Origin of the sequence: Pseudomonas savastanoi, from assembly GCF_020917325.1 — a bacterium.
Lineage (GTDB): Bacteria > Pseudomonadota > Gammaproteobacteria > Pseudomonadales > Pseudomonadaceae > Aquipseudomonas > Aquipseudomonas amygdali.
Genome location: NZ_CP076652.1, coordinates 3882496 through 3899828, shown reverse-complemented (window position 1 = coordinate 3899828; position 17333 = coordinate 3882496). Strand labels below are relative to the sequence as shown.

Sequence of the window (17333 nt, the reverse complement as noted above, 5' to 3'; positions counted from 1 at the left end):
CGTACCTTGCGAGCTACTCCATGATCGACCTTGCCACCTGGAATCTTTCCGTCCCTGTCGGAAGTCCCGCGACCATCATCGAAACCCCCAAGTTGGTTAAGGGTTATCGGGATGGCTATTTTCAATCCGGGGATACGCTGTTTTTCTGGGCACCGGTGACCGGTTCCACCACAGAGAACGCCAAGTACCCGCGCTCCGAATTACGCGAGACGACGTCCGATGGCAGGGTCTTCAACTGGGCCTACTCAAGCGCTGACAATTTTCTGCGCGCGACGCTGGAGGTCGATCAAGTGCCTTCCACGGGCAAAATCGTGATCGGTCAGATTCACTGCTACCAGAGCACCGAGCCGCTGCTGAAGGTGGAGTACCAGTACAAGGAGAAGCTGCAGACCGGCAATATCGTCGCCAAGTTTCGTCGTACGCCAGACTCGGAAATCGAGGTCATTACCATTGCGCAGGGCGTGCCGCTCAACAAGCAGTTCAACTACACCATCAACCTGTCGCCCAGCGGCGACCTGACGGTCAATGCCTTCGACGCAGTCTGGTACGCCAAGCTGGATTCAGCCTGGGCCAGTAAACTGTTCTACTTCAAGGCAGGGGTCTATACCCAGGACAATACCGGTTACACCACTGAAGGCGGTTCGGCCACTTTCTACAAGCTGGCCATTGCCCACGAGAAAAAGAATTGATCGTTACGGTCTGGAAGATTCAGACCGCTGGAAATATCAGACTGAAGCAGATTCTGCCGGCGGCGGGTTGAGCCACTTCGACCCGCCCGCCATGCAGGTGCATGATTGCTGTAACAATGGCCAGCCCCAGGCCGTTGGAGTCCGAGCGCTCATGGCGCGAGGCGTCACCCCGATAGAAGCGGTCGAACAGTCGCGCGAGCGTGGCTTGTGGTAATACCGGGCCCTGATTTTCTACCTCGATTCGCCACTGACGATCAACTGCCGCAACACGAATCAGGATTTCGCTGTTTTCATTCGCATAGCGAATTGCGTTGGCGACCAGATTGCTCAGTGCACGGCGCAGCAGGATCGGGTCGGCCAGCAACGTGCCTTGTCCGCTGTGGCTCAGCCGCAGATTACGCTCTTCAGCCAGCCCTTCGAAATAACCAGCCACGCGTTGCAATTCATCGTGCAGGTCCAGCGGTTGGCGTTCCAGCGCAGCCTGGGCTTCGTCCGCTCGAGCCAGAAACAGGATGCTTTCCACCAGCCTTGAGATACGTTCCAGCTCTTCCAGATTGGAAGCCAGCAGGACCTGATATTCGTCGGCGCTGCGGTTCTGGCGCAAGGCAACCTGGCAGTGGCCCATCAGCGAACCGACCGGCGTACGAATCTCGTGGGCCAGATCGGCGGAGAACTGCATCAGGCGTCGATAGCCATCGTCCAGACGGTCAAGCATGGCGTTGAAGGCGTCGCTCAATTGTTGCAGCTCGACGGGCGTATCACGGCTGTCGAGGCGTTTGTGCAGGCTGGCGGGGGTGATTGCGGCGGCATGGGCAGCCATTCTTCGCAGTGGACGCAAGCCGCGACGCAGCAGTACATAACCCAGGGCTGCGGTGATCAGAAACGCCAGGGCCACGGCTATATAGATGCGCTGACGGAAGCTGGCGAGCATGGCCATTTCCTTGACCATCAGGTGCGCTGCCTGCAAATGTACTTCGACACCGTTGGACATCACCTGTACGGCAGCAGCGCGCAACGGCACGCCTTGCAGGCTCATGCCGCTGCGCAGGTCATCGACACGCAGCGGTTGGTCCTGCGCCACGGTCGGCAGTTCCGGCAAGGGCGCGTGCTGCGGGTTGACGGAGATAACCGGTGACTTGCCCGGCTCTCCGATGATGAAGATATCTTCTTCGCTGTCGAGCATGTTCTCGAACAGCTGCGGGCTGCCCTTGAGGTTGTCCATGGTCAGGTCATAGCGCAGCAGCTTGCGAAAGTGGTCCAGTCGCGCAAGCACGGCATGGTCACTGCGTTGCATCACTGTTGCTTCGATTGACTGATACAGATACAGGCCGGCACCGCTGACGGTGAGCATCGCCACCAGGGCAAATGCCAGGGTCGAGCGCAGGGTCAGGGAAGGCTGGCGTCGCATGGCCGTACCTCGCACACATAACCAATGCCGCGCACGGTGTGGATGAGCTTGACCGGGTAGGGCAGGTCGACCTTGCTGCGCAGACGCTTGATGGCGACGTCGACGACATTGGTGTCGCTGTCGAAATTCATGTCCCAGACTTCCGAGGCAATCTGTGCCCGTGACAGCACGTCGCCTTCGCGGCGCAATAACAGGTGTAGCAGGGCAAACTCCTTGTTGGTCAGCACGATGACCTGCTGCTGACGCGTCACGCGGCGGCGCAGCAGGTCCAGTTCAAGGTCGGCCAGATGAAAATGGTCTGCCTCGCGCACCACGCCCCGGCGCAGGATGGTGCGGATGCGCAGCAGCAGTTCAGTGAAGGAAAATGGCTTGACCAGATAATCGTCAGCGCCGAGCTCCAGCCCGCGAATCCGGTCCTGCAACTGGTCGCGAGCGGTCAGGAATAGCACCGGCACGTCCTGCCGGGCGCGCAGCACTTCGATGATCTGCCAGCCATCGATGCCTGGCAGCATCACATCCAGCACGATCAGGTCGTAGCGGTTTTCCAGTGCCAGGTGCAGGCCGTCGGCACCGTGCTGGGTCCAGTCCACCTTGTAGCCGGACTCACCCAGACCCTTCTTCAGGTACTCGCCGGTTTTGGTGTCGTCTTCAATCAGCAGGATATGCATCGTTTTGTCCGCTACGCTTTTGCCTGCACCCATGGTGCGCCGATGCCGGAGTCTAACCAGTTGCCGACGAGGTGTCCGGCGAATGACAAAAATGTCATTGCCCGGTCATTCTGCGGTGCCGGTAACGGTGCAAGGATGGGTTTCAGATATCAACTGCCAAGGAAGTACCGATGAAGACTGCACTCTCTACTACGTTCGGCCTGCTGTTGCTCAGCGCTGCTGTCATGACTCAGGCTGCTGACATGAAGGTGGTTAAACCGATGCGCGGGACCGTCGACAGCGTCAGCGCCGACACCCTCGATTTCACCACCCGTTCGGGTCAGCACGAAAGTATCAAGCTGACTGACAAGACCGGTATTCGTCTTGTGTCCGAAGCTGACTTCAAGCAAATCAAAGGCGACAGCTTCGTGGGTTCGGCTGCCATTCCCCAGGCTGATGGCACGTTGAAAGCGCTGGAAGTGACCGTGTTTGAAGCGAGCCTTAAAGGCAGCGGCGAAGGCCATTATGGTTGGGAAAACGCGGATGGCAGCACGGGCACCATGACCAATGGCACTGTCGGCACTCTGGCCGGGGCTGATGGTCGCACGCTGACCGTCAAGTACGAGGGGGGCGAGAAGAAGCTGGTGGTGCCACAGGATGTGCCTATCGCCTACGTTGAACCGGGCAAGGTCGACCAGTTGACCAAAGGCGCCAAGGTCGTGGTGTTCCCGGCTGACGACGGCAAGTCGGCACGCGGTGTGGCAGTCGGCAAGGACGGGTTTACCCCGCCGATGTAATCACCGCCAGGGCTGTCAGGGGCGCAAGGCTGCCCCTGACAGCCTTTTCCATGCCTGATCAGAGGGATCTCGACATGAAAACCCGCCCCATTCATCCGTGGCCGGTGCGCCTGACGCACTGGGTCAATGCCGTGGGCATGGTCTGCATGTTCATGAGCGGTTGGGCGATCTACAACGCATCGCCACTGATGCCGTTCACCTTTCCCAAATTCCTGACACTCGGCGGCTGGCTGGGCGGTTCCATTGCCTGGCACTTCGCGGTGATGTGGCTGTTGGTGATCAACGGCCTGCTGTATGTGCTGTATGGCGTGTTCAGCCGCCATTTCAAACGCGACCTGCTGCCGGTTCGGCCGTCCGAAGTGACGCGTGACATGAGTGACGCGTTGCGTTTTCGACTGGTCCACGTCAAAGGCCGTTACAACGCGGTGCAACGGCTGATGTACTGGCTGGTGCTGGCCATGGGTGTGTTGGTGGTGCTGTCCGGCCTGGCGATCTGGAAGCCGGTGCAGTTTCAGGGGCTGGTCAGTCTGCTGGGCGGATTCGATTTCGCCCGTTGGGTACATTTCGGGGCGATGACCGCCATCGGCGCATTTGTCATCGTCCATCTGCTGCTGGTCGTGCTGGTGCCCAGTACTTTGCTGCCGATGATTACCGGCGGCCGCCAGCCGAACGAAGACGGAACTGCGCAATCATGAACGAACCACGTAAACGCATCACTCAGCGTATCCGCCTGGAGCCCGCGCAGGAGCGTCAACTGATCGATATTCAGCGCCGCTCGTTTCTGCGCGCGGGGCTGACCGTGGGCGCGATGTCGATGCTCACGGGCTGCAACCTGCAGGATGGCGATCAGGTCGACAAGGTGCTGTGGGCCATGTCGCGCTGGAATGACCGGGTTCAGGCCTGGCTGTTCAACGGCCAGAAGCTGGCGCCGACCTACAGCAAGGCGCAGTTGACCAACCCGTTCCCGTTCAATGCCTTCTACCCTGAGTACAACGTGCCGGAGCTGGATCTCTCCGATTACCAGCTGGCGGTGTCGGGGCTGGTGCGGGACAAGCAGCCGTGGACGCTGGGGGCGCTGCGCAAACTGCCGCAACGCACGGACATCACGCGGTTGATCTGTATCGAGGGCTGGAGCGCGATAGGGCAATGGGGCGGTGTGCCGCTGAAGACGTTTCTGGAGTACATCGGTGCCGATACAACGGCACGTTTTGTCGGCTTCAAGTGCGCCGATCGCTATTATTCAAGCCTGGATATGCCCACTGCGCTGCACCCGCAGACGTTGCTGGCGCTGGACTTCGGTGAAGTGGCTCTGCCACCTGATTACGGTTACCCGTTGCGGGTGCGGGTGCCGACCAAGCTGGGCTTCAAGAACCCCAAGCACATCGTCGAGATTTTCGTCAGCAACGAGAATCCTGGGGGGTATTGGGAGGATCAGGGGTACAACTGGTTCAGCGGGATCTAGGAGCGGACGCAGAGCGTCCAGAAGGGCATTCGACGCAGAGCGTCGCACGATGGCGGTAGTTAGATTATCGTTCCTCACGCTCCAGCGTGGGAATACCCTTCGTGACGCTCTGCGTCACATGGCGGTTTTTTCTTTGTCAGGTGGCTTGAGGTTCGGCTCAGGTCACCTTTTCCCCCTCGGCGAGTGACTTTGACGGGGCAAAGTAACCAAACCCCCTCGCTCCTGTTTCCGGCCCGACTTCGTCGGGTTCCTTCGCTCTGGCACTGACGTCGCACTCTGCGTCGTCAGTGCCATCGCGTTAAAAAGCGCTTTCAGGCGCGGCGTTTCAGGTCAATTCAGGCCCAGTTTGCCGCGCAGGGTCGAGAGGTCTTCGGCGAGGGTGTTGACCGGGCCGACCAGGGCTTTGCGGTCGTTCTCTTTGACTTTGTCGTAGGTTTCAAAGCCACCGTCCTTGGTCTTGTACTTGGCCAGAATCTTGTCCACGGTGGCGAAGTTCTTGTCGACTTTGCTGGAGAAGGCTTTGTCCTGCTGCTCGATCTGCGGGCGGAACAGGTCGACGATTTTCTTCGCGCCGTCGATGTTGCCCTGGAAGTCATACAGGTCGGTGTGGCTGTAACGGTCTTCTTCGCCGGAGATCTTGGTCGCCGCCACTTCTTCCAGCAAGGCGGCTGCGCCACCGACGACTTTTTCCGGCGGGAAGGTCAGGTCGGCTACGCGCTTTTCCAGGTCCTTGACGTCGCTCATCAGCTTGTCGGCGATAGGGCCCTGGTCCTTGGTGGTGTTCTGCGAGAACAGCGCGTACTCCAGACGATGGAAACCGGTGAAGTCTTCTGCCGTGACGCCTTGTTCGTGGTCGTCGACGCGTGAGTCGATGGACGCGTCCAGGTCACTGAACAGTTCGGCAATCGGCTCTACCGACTCGTAGTACACGCGGGTAGGGGCATACAGTTTTTTAGCCGTCGCGATGTCGCCCTTCTTCACGGCATCGGTGAACTTCTGGGTATGGCTGACCAGTTCTTCGATGTTTTCGGTTACGTAAATCTTGTAGTCCGAAACCGGACCTACCAGGTCCAGCGGCGCGGTGGCGGCAAAGGCAGCCAGTGGCGTCTGGAGCAGGCCAAGGGTCAAGAGCAAAGCCAGGGGCGTCTTTTTCATGGGTGTCTTCCGGGTCTGGAGTGGGTAGGTCATGCGGTTTTAGTGGGCGAAGCAGCTGCCAGCAGCGAGCGGCCGATGAAATCCTGGTCACCGGTTACCCCCGGCAGGGTGAAGAAATAACCACCACCGACCGGCTTGAGGTATTCCTCCAGCGGCTCGCCGTTGAGGCGGCTCTGAACGGTTATGAAGCCTTTTTCCAGGTCGGCCTGATAGCAGATGAACAGCAGGCCCATGTCCAGCTGACCGTTCTTGTTCACCCCGTTGGAGTAATTGAACGGACGGCGCAGGATCAGGTTGCGCTGGCTTTCGGCGGTACGCGGGTTGGCCAGGCGGATGTGCGAATCCAGTCGGGTTTTCTTGCCTTCCGGGTCTGCCGCGTAGTTGGGTACGTCGGTCTCGACCTTGCCGTCCATAGGTGCACCGGTGCTTTTGCTGCGGCCGAAAATCGATTCCTGCTCCTGCAATGGCGTGCGGTCCCAGCGTTCCACGAAGTTACGGATGATTCGCACGGCCTGATAGCTGCCGTTGGCGGCCCACGCTGGCTCGTCGCTGCCCGGCTGCACCCAGACCAGCTCGTTCATGGTCTTCTGGTTGTTGGAATCCGGGTTTGCCGAGCCATCCCGGAAACCGAGGAAATTGCGCGCGCTTTCCGGCGGCTGGCCAGGCTTCTTCGGTGCCTGGGGCGGCACGGTGCCTTCCTGTTTCCAGCGCACCAGCAGCAGGTCAGGCAGGTTCTTGACGATGTCGCGCAGCGCATGGATGTTGCTGTCGGCAGTGTTGGCGCAGAACTGTATGCTCAGGTCGCCGTGGCAACTGGCCGGATCCAGCGCATCGTTGGGGAAACCGGTCATGCGGCTCAAGCGTTTCGGCTTGACCGGGGCCAGACCAAAACGCTCATCGAACAGCGATTCGCCTACCGACACGGTAATGGTCAGGTTGTCCGGGGTGACCACCGGGCCAAGAATGCCGGAATCAGGCGGTGGCAGTTTCGGATCAATCTCCGGCACCGGGCCGCCGGTCATCAGGAACGCGATGCGCTCATTGAGCGTGCGGAACAGGCGCTCGAGGTCTTCGCGGTCGGCGGCCAGCACGTCGAACGCGACCAGCATGCCTGCGGCCGGACGCGGGTTGACGATGCCGGTCTGATGCAGGCCGTGAAACTCGTTGTGGTCCTGAGTCTTTTCGCTGTTGGGCGCTTCGGTGACTTGCGCCGGCGTTGCGGCCAGTACGTTGCCGCTCAGGCTGCTACCAGCCAGCGCGGCACCGGCAGCACCGAGACCCATCAGGACACGGCGACGCTGTATTGAAGCGGGGGCGTTAGTAGCGTCTGGATTGCTGTCTGGGTTTTTCATCGTAGTGTGCTGTGCTCCAGTGAATCAGAGGTCAGAAAGGCCAAGTGCCGCGTCGATGCCGTTGAGTGCGTCAGCCAGTGCGCCAGCCTTGGCGGCGATTTGCCGACGCTGCGTCTCGTCCACCTGGTCATAGGGGAGCATGCCCCCATCAGCGGTGCTCAACGCATCAAGTGTGGTGTCCAGATCAGCCATGGCCGCATCGATCTTCTGCAGCAGATCGGCAGCACTGCGGGTCAACAACGGACGCAGCAGATCGACGATTTTGCGGGTTCCGTCCAGATTGGCGGCAAAGCCGTTGAGGTCGCTGTGGCTGTAGCGTTCTTCTTCGCCGTTGCTGCGTACGTCAGCCAGGCTGCGCATCGTGCGGGTGGCGATGGCGGCCAGTTGTTCGGGGGCCAGCGATTGCGCCATCAACTGCTGTTTGAGCTGAGTGACATCGGTTTGCAGGCGCTGCGCGACGGGCGACAGGCCCTCGACGCTGTGCTGATCGAACAATGCGTATTCAATGCGATGGAAGCCGGTAAAGCCCGGATCCTGTTCACGCTTCTCGTAGTAATCGGCGCGGGCGTTGATGGCGTTGTCCAGTTCCGAGAGGCGCTGAGCAGCCGGAGCAATACGCTGATACGCGGTGCGGGCGGGCAGGTAGGCCGCCTGAGCGGCGCTCAGGTCGCCAGCTTCAATGGCTTGTTGCAGAGCCGTCACGGCCTTGATCAGCGCCGAACCTTGCAGGCTCAGGTACACCCGGTATTCGGAAAGAGGGCCGATGAATGCGGTCATCGACGGGCGCGCCTTGGCTTTTGCATCGGACTCGGCGGTCGGGGTGACGTGCAAGGTCCCGCGCGGGTTGCTGAGCAGGCCGCAGGTGATCGCGTAATCGCCGGGTGCCAGGTTGGCATTGATCACCTGGCTCAACCCCGGCGCAATGTTTTCCCGCTCTTCAACCACCAGCACGCCATCGAGAATTTCCCATTCGACGGCGCGTTCCGAGCGGTTGACGATGCGGAAGGCATTCTTGCCCGCCGCCACTGTCAGCACATTCGGCTCACAGTTGCGGGCGTGAATATTGACCACGGTTTCAGTGCCGGCATTGGCCGCGCGCTTTTTTGCGGCGACCTGCGAGGCGTAATAGAACAGCCCGCCAGCGGCAATCATCAGGATCACCGAACCGGCGACAGCCAATTGCAGGACACGGGGCGGCCGGGCGTTCTCGGAAGGCCCTGGGGTACGGATAGACATGGGTGCCCTTATTCGTTCGTCACAGAAGATGTTTTCGGCTGTAGGGTCTTGCCGGACGCCGGGGTGTGCGGCATGAAGAACAGCAGCAGCGCCCCGATCAGGTAAATCAGGTAGACGCTCAAGGTGCTGACGGTCGGAGCGTCCTGGTAACCGAACATGCCGGCCAGTACCGAGCCGGCAGGCCCATCCATCGGCAACAGTGCGCTGATGTCGAAGACCACTTCCTGCAGATGATTCCAGATCCCGGCTTCATGCAAAGCCTGAACGGAATTGGCGAGAATGCCCGCGGCTACCACCAGAATGAACAGCCCGGTCCAACGGAAAAACAGGCCCAGGTTCAGGCGCATGCTGCCGCTGTAAATGGCTACGCCGAAGCCTACGGCCAGCAACAGGCCGAGCAGGGCACCCAGCGGTGCGCCCGAGCCTTCGCTCTGCTGGAACACCGCGAGCAGAAAGAATACGGTCTCCAGCCCTTCGCGGGCCACGGCGAAAAACACCATGGCGATCAGTGCGTAGGTCTGGTTTTTCGAGCCGGTGAGGGCAGCGTCCAGAGATTCGTGCAACGCGTGCTTGATCGAGCGGGCAACCTTGCGCATCCAGAACACCATCGAGCTTAAAATGCCCACGGCGATCAGGCCGACAATGCCTTCGAACAACTCCTGTTGCTTCTGCGGAAACTCGGCGCTCATCAACTCAAGCCCGCCACCGACGAACAGCGACAGCGCGGCAGCGAGGAACACGCCGATCCACACCGCAGGCATCCACTCGCCGCGGCCGGTCTGCTTCAGGTAACTGGCGATAATGCCAACAATCAGCGCGGCTTCGATGCCTTCGCGCAGCATGATCAAAAACGGAACGAGCATATCTCACCGGGTCAAAACTGTAGGGTGAACGTGCTTCAGCGAGCCATAAGCCGGAAACACTGCGTAACATAATGATACTCATTCTTGAATGCGGGTAGTTGTTTTTTATCTGCATCCCGGTTTTGGCAGGTTGTTCAGGTCAGGTTCAGCTGGGCTGGCTTGAGCGTAGTAAATACCGGGGGCGGCCACTGGGTGGCCTGACCTGCCCATTTCTATTTGGGAAAACACGATGTCATCAGAATCAGACGCACCTGGCAGCGAGTGCGCACAGCCAATTGACGCGAACGCTGCTGCACATGCAGAGGCGGTCGAAATGCTCAAGGCCATCGACAGTCGATGGGAGTCACTGATCAATCACGTCGGCCCCTGTCTGCACCCCGTCACGGCTGCGCAGGACCCATTCCAGGCGCTGATCAAGGCCGTCGCCTATCAGCAACTGCATGCCAAAGCGGGTGACGCTATGGTCATGAGGCTGCGCGCCCTGTTTCCAGACGCGGCTTTTCCGGCCGCGCAGGCATTGGTCGAACTGGATGAGCAGACACTGCGCTCCTGCGGTTTCTCGGCGTCCAAGTGCCGTGCGATCAAAGCCATTGCCGCGGCACGGGTCGACGGTCTTGTCCCCGATGTCAGCGCTGCATTGGCCATGAGCAATGAAGCGCTTGTCGAGCGCCTCATCCAGTTGCCGGGCGTAGGTCGCTGGACGGTCGAGATGATGCTCATTTACGGTCTCGGTCAGATGGACGTGATGCCCGCCAGCGACTATGGCGTGTGCGAAGGCTATCGACGGCTGTATGCTCTCGAACTCAAGCCGGGTCATAGGGAAATGGCCAGAATTGGCGAACGGTTCGGCCCTTACAGGACGATTGCCGCCTGGTATTTGTGGCGAGTACCGGCCAACTTCAGCGACATCGACTTATCTCGAATTTGAAAGCAAGACTCGGAGTGCCTGTGTGTTGCGGCAGGGATAGGCTCATCGAAACTCAAGACAGGCCATCAGCATGGAAAACATGAAAGGCACGTTGAAAACGCGCGCGCCACGAACCGAAGAGGATCCGCGCTGGGAGGTCCTGCTCAATCGTCGTTCAGGTGCGGGCGCTGACTTCGTCTACGGTGTGCTGACAACCGGTATCTACTGCAAACCCGGCAGCCCGAGCAAACTCCCAAAGCCGGAAAACGTCGTGTTCTTTTCTTCGGCAAGCGAGGCTGAAGCTGCCGGGTTTCGCCCATCGCGGCGCACTGGCAGTGATCAGCAAAGCGTGGACCTCAAGCATGCTTCGGCCGTTTCCGAAGCCTGCAGGCTGATAGACGCCTGCGACTCGATGCCCAATCTCGCTGCGCTTGCGGAGAAGGTCGGGATGAGCAGTTTTCATTTTCACCGCACTTTCAAGAAGCTCACCGGGTTGACGCCCAAAGCCTACAGCGTCGCTTCCTTGCGCTCGCGAGTGAAAGTCCAGCTTTCCCACGATGTGACCATCACCAGTGCGCTGTATGAAGCAGGCTTCAACTCCAACAGTCGATTCTATGAGGCTTCGCAGAAAATGCTGGGCATGAAACCTTCTGAATACCGCGCAGGCGGGACCAATGTCGATATCAGGTTTGCACTGGGTGAAAGCTCGCTGGGCTCGATTCTGGTGGCCAGAAGTCCCAAGGGTATCTGCGCCATTTCGCTCGGAGACGACCCCAATGTTCTGGTCGAAAAGTTTCAGGATCAGTACCCCAATGCCAATCTGATCGGCGGGGATGAAGAGTTTGAACAACTGGTCGCCCGGGTCGTGGGCTTTGTCGAGTCGCCTGCGACCGGCCTCGCGCTGCCGCTGGATATCCGCGGCACGGTTTTTCAGGAGCGGGTATGGCAGGCGCTCAGGGATATACCTGCCGGATCGACCGCAACCTACACCGATATCGCCACACGTATCGGTATGCCCAGCGCGGTTCGGGCAGTGGCGAATGCGTGCGGCACCAACACGCTGGCAGTTGCCATTCCCTGCCATCGGGTCGTGCGCAGCGACGGGTCGTTATCCGGCTATCGCTGGGGTGTCGAGCGCAAGCGCAAGCTGCTTGAAATCGAAGCTGCCGAGGGAACAGGGCTTCTTTCAGGGCTTTGAACAGCACCCTGACTCGCCGAGAATCCGGTAGGCCAGCCTTACCCGTTCTTCATTCGGATAGTTCTTGTTGGCCAGAATCACGATGCCGAGCTGTTTTTCCGGTATGAACGCGACATAGCCACCGAAACCGTTGGTTGATCCGGTCTTGTTGACCCAGACCGCAGATTGCGCTGCCTGCGGCGGCTCGATCACTTCGGTTTTGAGCGTGTTCAGCATGGCACTGGCGTTGCCTTCAAGCAGCTGCGCCAAGCCAACCGGCATCGGATACTGCTCCCAGATCAGGTCCTGAGTCATGCCGCCGACTTTGAAATAGCTGATCCGTGTGTCGCTGAGCGCGCGTTGCAGCGGCGCGTCGTATTGACCAGGCCCAAGGTTTGCCTCGACAAAACGGATCATGTCCCGAGCACTCGATTTCACGCCGTAGGCTTCACTCGCCAGAGGACCTGGGTTAACCCTGACCGGTTCGTCGAGTTTGTTGTAGCCCTGTGCATAAAGCGCCTGCTTTTCGTCCGGTACGGTCACGTAGGTGTTGCTCAGGTTCAGCGCCGGAAACAGACGCTGCTGGAGGGCTTTTTCATACGGCAGCTTCATGCTGCGCGCTGCAACCATGCCGAGCAGGCCCACACTGGGGTTGGCATAGGTGCGGTGGGTGCCGGGCAGGTAGTCGGGCTGCCAGGCCTTGAAATAGTCCATCAATTGGCGAGTGTTCTGCACCTTGTCGGGCACTTGAAGGGGGAAACCGCCTGCTGTGTGGGTGCCGAGGTGAAAGACCGGTATTTTGCCCAGACGTGTGTCATTCAATTGCGGCAGGTAGGTGTCGATGCTGTTGTTCAGCGACAACTGCCCATTGGCCTGCGCCCAGGTGGCCAGTGTGGCGGTGAAGGTTTTGCTGATCGAGCCCAGTTCGAACAACGTATCGCTGGACACCGGCTGGCCGGTTGCTTTTGAGGCGACGCCGTAGTTATAGAACTGTTGTGTACCGTTGCGGGTGACGGCGATGGACATGCCTGCAATGTTGTTTTTCTGCATCACCTGCTGCGCCGCTTGCTGCACAACGGTATCAAGGTCAGGTGCCGGGTCTTGAGCGCAGGCAAGGGAAGCGTTCAGCACAAGCGCCGCGCATAACAGTGTCTTATTCCATGGCATCACATGATTCCTTGTTGTTTTGGGTCGCCGCCGATCATCGAAGAACGCTGTTTTGAAGCCTTGCTGCGGTGGTCGGTGGCGGCGGGTTTGCGTAATATGCCTCCTTTTTTGCGCTTCCTCCACGGGGCGCGGTTCAGGTAACCCATGAAATCAATCCGTATACGCGCCGAAGTCCTGGCCGGGCTCACGACATCCTTTGCCTTGGTGCCCGAGTGCATTGCCTTTGCACTGGTGGCCCATCTCAACCCGCTGATGGGGCTCTACGGCGCGTTCATCATTTGTACGCTGACGGCCCTGTTCGGCGGGCGTCCGGGCATGGTCTCCGGTGCGGCCGGTTCGATGGCGGTGGTGATCGTCGCGCTGGTGGTGCAGCACGGCGTGCAATATTTGCTGGCGACCGTGCTGTTGGGCGGTTTGATCATGATCCTGTTCGGGCTGCTGCGGCTCGGCAAACTGGTGCGGCTGGTGCCTTATCCGGTGATGCTGGGCTTCGTCAACGGCCTGGCGATTGTCATCGCGATGGCGCAATTGGAGCACTTCAAGGTGGGTGAGTCATGGCTCAGCGGTACGCCGCTGTACGTGATGCTCGGTCTGGTGGCGCTGACCATGGCGATTGTCTATCTGTTGCCGCGCCTGACTCGTGTTGCACCGCCTGCGCTGGTGGCGATCCTGAGCGTCGGGCTGGCGGTTTATTTGCTCGGCCTGCCGACCCGCACCCTGGGCGACATGGCGCACATTGCCGGTGGCCTGCCGGTATTCGCCATGCCGGACATTCCGTGGAGCCTGGACACCCTACGCATCATCGCCCCGTACGCCATCCTGATGGCGCTGGTCGGTCTGCTCGAAACCCTGCTGACCCTGAACCTGACCGACGAGATCACCGAGACCCGCGGTTATCCGGATCGCGAGTGCGTGGCACTGGGTGCTGCCAACGTGGTGTCCGGTGCCTTCGGCGGCATGGGCGGTTGCGCGATGATCGGCCAGACGGTGATCAACCTCAGTTCCGGCGGCCGCGGTCGTGTGTCGGGCGTGGTGGCGGGTTTGATGATCCTGATGTTCGTGCTGTTTCTGTCGCCGCTGATCGAGCGCATTCCATTGGCGGCGCTGGTCGGGGTGATGTTCGTGGTCGCTCAGCAGACGTTCGCCTGGGCCTCGTTGCGTGTGCTGCGCAAGGTGCCGGTCAATGACGTGTTGGCGATCATTGCCGTGACCGTGGTCACGGTGCTTACCGACCTGGCCACTGCGGTGCTGTTCGGCATCATCATCGCGGCGATCAACTTTGCCTGGCAGCAGGCCCGCGAGCTGTATGCAGACAGCCATGTAGAGGCCGACGGCAGCAAGGTCTACCACCTGCACGGCACGCTGTTCTTCGCCTCGACCACGCCGTTTCTCGACCAGTTCAACCCGGCCGATGACCCGGCACAGGTGACACTGGACTGCCGCCACCTGAGTTTCGTCGATTACTCGGCCATTGCTGCGCTCAAGACCTTGCGCGAGCGCTATGCCAAAGCGGGCAAGCATTTGCGCGTGGTGCACCTGTCCGAGCGCTGCAAGCGGCTGCTCAAGCGCGCCGGCGTGCAGCACGCATGAGCCGCATTTAGGCCGTATGTCTTTTCTCTGATACCGAAGGTGTGTGCCTGATGGATGCCGTCTCCCCGCTGCAAGCCTACGAACGTGCCGTCCAGCGTGGTTTTCAGCCTGATCAGGCGCAGTTGCAGGCTGCCCGACAGTTGCAGGCGTGCTATCAGGCCCTGACCGATGCGCGGGGTCGGACACAGGGCGTCTATTTGTGGGGGCCGGTCGGGCGCGGCAAGACCTGGTTGATGGACCGCTTTTTCGAAAGCCTGAGCGTCCCGGCCCGGCGTCAGCATTTTCATCACTTCATGCGCTGGGTGCACAAGCGCATGTTCGAGCTGATGGGCACGCCTCAGCCGCTGACCGTGGTCGCCAAAGAGCTGGCGCGGGAAGTGCGGGTGATGTGTTTCGATGAGTTGTTCGTGACTGATATCGGCGACGCAGTGATTCTCGGCGGGCTGCTGCAGGTGATGTTCGAAGAAGGCGTAGTGCTGGTCTGTACGTCCAATCAGCCACCGGAAAAGTTGTACAGCCACGGCCACAATCGTGAGCGTTTCCTGCCTGCGGTCGCCGCAATCCTGAAATACATGAATGTGGTGGCGGTCGACGGCGGCGAGGATCATCGCCTGCACCCCGGACAGTTGCACCAGCGTTACTGGGTTGCGCAGGCCGGTCAGCCAAGTGCATTGAAGGCGATATTCGAAGCGCTGAGCGCTGGCCAGCCGGTTCACGACTCGCAGGTCATGCTTGGCTATCGCAGTATCAATGTGGTTCAGCATTCCGACACGGCCGTGTGGTGCCGCTATCGCGACCTGTGTGAGCAACCGCTGGCGGCGATGGATTTCATTGCGTTGTGTGATCGTTTCTCGGTGATTCTGCTTAGCGAAGTGCCGCCCCTCAGCGCCGCCCAGCGCGAGGCGAAGATTGCCCGTGGCACCGAGGATGGCGTGGAGCAGGTGACGGCAGGCGACCGCGAGCTGCCGCAGTTATCGCCCAACGACGACGGCGTGCGACGTTTCATTGCACTGGTGGATGAATGTTATGACCGGCGTATTCCGCTGTATGTCGAAGCGCCGGTGCCAATGGACGAACTGTACACTCAGGGTTATCTGTCGTTTGCCTTTCGGCGCACCCTGAGTCGGCTTCAGGAAATGCAACTGGAGCGTTTCACCGAGTCCTGAGCCTCAAGCTGCATCCCGACGGCGCTGGGCCAGCATGTGTTTGGCGCCTTCGATCATCAGCACCACGACGGCCAGCCAGATTGGCAGGTAAGTCAGCCATTCATCGCGGCCGATGCTCTCGCCCAGCAACAGGGCGACGCCTACCAGCAGCACCGGTTCGACATAACTGAGCAAGCCGAACAGGCTGAACGGCAGCAACCGGCTGGCAACGATGTAACTGACCAGTGCCGAGGCACTGATGACCCCGAGCACGGGAATCAGCAGGTACAGCAGCGGTGCCTGCTGGATGGCTTGCGGATGGCCGTTGGCGATAAACCACAGGCCGATGGGCAGCATCAGCAGCATGTCGAACCAGAGCCCACCGAGGTGGTCGGTCTTGAGCTTGCGTCGCAGCACGAAGTACAGCGGATAACCGCCCGCGACCAATAGCGTCTCCCACGAAAAGCTGCCCAGCCGCCACAGCTCATGGCCGACACCGATCATGGCAAATACTGCCGCGACCTTTTGCAGATACGAGAGGTGTTCGCCGTACACGATGCGGCCGGTGAGAATCATGCTCAGCGGCAGCAGGAAATAACCCAGCGACACCTCCAGGCTGCGCCCGTGCAGCGGTGCCCACATGAAGATCAGCAACTGTGCGCCCAGCAACAGCGAGGACAGCAGCAGCCCGGCTATCAGCAGCGGCTGCCGCCTGAGCCGACCCGCCAGTTCACGGACCCGCGTCCAGTCGCCGCTGACCCACATGAACAGCGTCGCGCAAGGCACGGTCAGCAGCATGCGCCAGCCGAATATCTCTTCACCGTCGAGGGGCGACATCAGCGAGGTATAGAAATACATGACCCCGAACAGCACGGAAGCCAGGATTGACAGCGCGACACCTTTGTACACAATGGCCTCTTTTGCGGATGCTCGGGCATGGGCTTGCGCACCGGTCTGGTGCGAACGGAGGCCAGTTTAGTGTGCAGGTGAGGAAAAAGCTCGGGTTTGCAGGCGCAATTTTGCTCAGGCAACGGGCACACCGTGGTATGTCCCGGCACCTGACAGGTCAGAGATGCATCAGCAGGATTATTTCAGCGTATTCCAGAGTGCATCGTCGTTGAAGTCGCGGATAACGCTTTTGGCTCCGGCCGCCCGAAGCTGAGCTTCGTCAAGCCCCGACAGCATGCCGAAGGTATGAATCCCGGCGGCGCTCGCCGATTGCACTCCCGCCAGCGAGTCCTCGAAAGCAAGCGCCTGGTCGGCCGTCACGCCCAGCAACTCCAGAGCTGTGAGGTAAGGCATGGGATGCGGTTTGCCGCGCTCCAGCTCGCCGCCGATCACAATGATTTCGAAGCGGTCGACAATGCCCAGCCCGGTCAGCATGGCCATGGCATTTTCGCGTGGAGCATTGGTGACCACCGCCGTGCGCAGGCCGCTTTGCCGAGCGTGGTCAAGGATACGCAGCACGCCCGCCACGGGAATCGTTTCACCCAGTTGAGCGCGAAACATTGCCTCTTTTTCCGCTGCCAGACCAGCGTATTGCGCCGCAGGAATATCGGGAAACAGACCGCCAAAAATCATGTCATCCGGAAAGCCCATGACATGGGCCTTGTAGTAGCCGATGTCCATCGAACGGTCCCAGCGGGCCAGCAACTGGTTATAGGCGTTCAAATGCAGTTCATCGGTATCGATAAGGGTTCCGTCCAGATCGAACAACAGCGCGCAAAGAGCCATTGGT

Annotated in this window: 18 protein-coding genes; 8 read left to right on the top strand and 10 right to left on the bottom strand. The window is 60.1% G+C overall.

Translation table 11 applies throughout. The annotated features are described in order from the left end of the window. Positions 1-20 precede the first annotated feature (20 nt). Entirely contained in the window at positions 21-689 is a 669-nt protein-coding gene (locus KP808_RS16375; protein WP_005733740.1) for a polysaccharide lyase family 7 protein, read from the top strand. 19 nt (positions 690-708) lie between these two features. Here KP808_RS16375 and KP808_RS16370 read toward each other — a convergent pair whose 3' ends face one another. Both KP808_RS16370 and KP808_RS16365 read right to left on the bottom strand, forming a co-directional pair. Then, on the bottom strand, positions 709-2097 hold the full coding sequence (locus tag KP808_RS16370) for a heavy metal sensor histidine kinase (RefSeq protein ID WP_230016494.1): 1389 nt from the start codon (positions 2095-2097) through the stop codon (positions 709-711). After that, the gene (locus KP808_RS16365; protein ID WP_002554192.1) at positions 2076-2765 is read right to left on the bottom strand and encodes a heavy metal response regulator transcription factor; all 690 of its coding nucleotides are present in this window, start codon (positions 2763-2765) and stop codon (positions 2076-2078) included. The genes KP808_RS16370 and KP808_RS16365 overlap by 22 nt, the downstream gene beginning before the upstream one ends. Before the next feature lie 170 nt (positions 2766-2935). Here KP808_RS16365 and KP808_RS16360 point away from each other — a divergent pair, with 170 nt between their 5' ends. The 3 genes from KP808_RS16360 (at position 2936) to KP808_RS16350 (ending at position 5003) form a co-directional block, all read left to right on the top strand. Further along, a complete protein-coding gene (locus tag KP808_RS16360; RefSeq protein WP_122280541.1) occupies positions 2936-3541 on the top strand; it encodes a hypothetical protein in 606 nt (201 codons plus the stop codon). 74 nt (positions 3542-3615) lie between these two features. After that, complete coding sequence (locus KP808_RS16355) at positions 3616-4236, top strand: cytochrome b/b6 domain-containing protein (RefSeq protein ID WP_058409100.1); 621 nt, start codon at positions 3616-3618, stop codon at positions 4234-4236. After that, complete coding sequence (locus KP808_RS16350; RefSeq protein ID WP_003370326.1) at positions 4233-5003, top strand: molybdopterin-dependent oxidoreductase; 771 nt, start codon at positions 4233-4235, stop codon at positions 5001-5003. Before KP808_RS16355 ends, KP808_RS16350 begins: the two co-directional genes overlap by 4 nt. Before the next feature lie 330 nt (positions 5004-5333). On the opposite strand, the gene efeO (KP808_RS16345) is transcribed toward KP808_RS16350, so the two are convergent. Genes efeO (KP808_RS16345) through efeU form a run of 4 tightly spaced genes read right to left on the bottom strand, consistent with a single transcriptional unit; the run spans position 5334 to position 9609 of the window. Beyond that, positions 5334-6158, bottom strand: coding sequence for an iron uptake system protein EfeO (gene efeO / locus KP808_RS16345; protein ID WP_005733750.1), 825 nt, complete (start codon positions 6156-6158; stop codon positions 5334-5336). A 29-nt stretch (positions 6159-6187) separates the two neighbouring features. Then, positions 6188-7510 carry an iron uptake transporter deferrochelatase/peroxidase subunit gene (gene efeB, locus KP808_RS16340; protein ID WP_230016493.1) on the bottom strand — a complete coding sequence of 441 codons (1323 nt, stop codon included), beginning with the start codon at positions 7508-7510 and terminating at the stop codon, positions 6188-6190. A gap of 24 nt (positions 7511-7534) precedes the next feature. Beyond that, positions 7535-8746: an iron uptake system protein EfeO gene (efeO, locus tag KP808_RS16335; protein WP_230016492.1), complete on the bottom strand. Its 1212-nt coding sequence runs from the start codon at positions 8744-8746 to the stop codon at positions 7535-7537. An 8-nt stretch (positions 8747-8754) separates the two neighbouring features. Then, positions 8755-9609, bottom strand: a complete 855-nt coding sequence (gene efeU, locus KP808_RS16330) for an iron uptake transporter permease EfeU (protein ID WP_044323083.1) — start codon at positions 9607-9609, stop codon at positions 8755-8757. 313 nt (positions 9610-9922) lie between these two features. On the opposite strand from efeU, the gene KP808_RS16325 reads away from it, so the two are divergent. Together KP808_RS16325 and ada are read left to right on the top strand one after the other, a co-directional pair. After that, positions 9923-10537 (top strand): DNA-3-methyladenine glycosylase family protein, encoded by a 615-nt coding sequence (locus tag KP808_RS16325; RefSeq protein WP_122259462.1) that lies wholly within the window; start codon positions 9923-9925, stop codon positions 10535-10537. A gap of 70 nt (positions 10538-10607) precedes the next feature. Then, positions 10608-11714: a bifunctional DNA-binding transcriptional regulator/O6-methylguanine-DNA methyltransferase Ada gene (gene ada, locus KP808_RS16320; protein ID WP_230016491.1), complete on the top strand. Its 1107-nt coding sequence runs from the start codon at positions 10608-10610 to the stop codon at positions 11712-11714. Here the strand turns inward: ada and ampC are convergent. Further along, on the bottom strand, positions 11703-12860 hold the full coding sequence (gene ampC, locus KP808_RS16315) for a class C beta-lactamase (RefSeq protein WP_058409094.1): 1158 nt from the start codon (positions 12858-12860) through the stop codon (positions 11703-11705). The genes ada and ampC overlap by 12 nt on opposite strands. After that, positions 12860-13006, bottom strand: coding sequence for a hypothetical protein (locus KP808_RS16310; protein WP_005744526.1), 147 nt, complete (start codon positions 13004-13006; stop codon positions 12860-12862). Before KP808_RS16310 ends, ampC begins: the two co-directional genes overlap by 1 nt. Here KP808_RS16310 and KP808_RS16305 point away from each other — a divergent pair. Together KP808_RS16305 and zapE are read left to right on the top strand one after the other, a co-directional pair. Continuing rightward, the gene (locus KP808_RS16305; protein WP_058400933.1) at positions 13005-14450 is read left to right on the top strand and encodes a SulP family inorganic anion transporter; all 1446 of its coding nucleotides are present in this window, start codon (positions 13005-13007) and stop codon (positions 14448-14450) included. The two genes, KP808_RS16310 and KP808_RS16305, sit on opposite strands and share 2 nt — an antisense overlap. Positions 14451-14500: 50 nt before the next feature. After that, entirely contained in the window at positions 14501-15616 is a 1116-nt protein-coding gene (gene zapE, locus KP808_RS16300) for a cell division protein ZapE (protein ID WP_058400934.1), read from the top strand. Positions 15617-15619: 3 nt separating this feature from the next. Here zapE and rarD read toward each other — a convergent pair whose 3' ends face one another. Both rarD and KP808_RS16290 read right to left on the bottom strand, forming a co-directional pair. After that, positions 15620-16504 (bottom strand): EamA family transporter RarD, encoded by an 885-nt coding sequence (rarD, locus tag KP808_RS16295; protein ID WP_058409093.1) that lies wholly within the window; start codon positions 16502-16504, stop codon positions 15620-15622. Positions 16505-16681: 177 nt separating this feature from the next. Further along, positions 16682-17329, bottom strand: a complete 648-nt coding sequence (locus KP808_RS16290; protein ID WP_058400936.1) for an HAD family hydrolase — start codon at positions 17327-17329, stop codon at positions 16682-16684. Positions 17330-17333 lie beyond the last annotated feature (4 nt).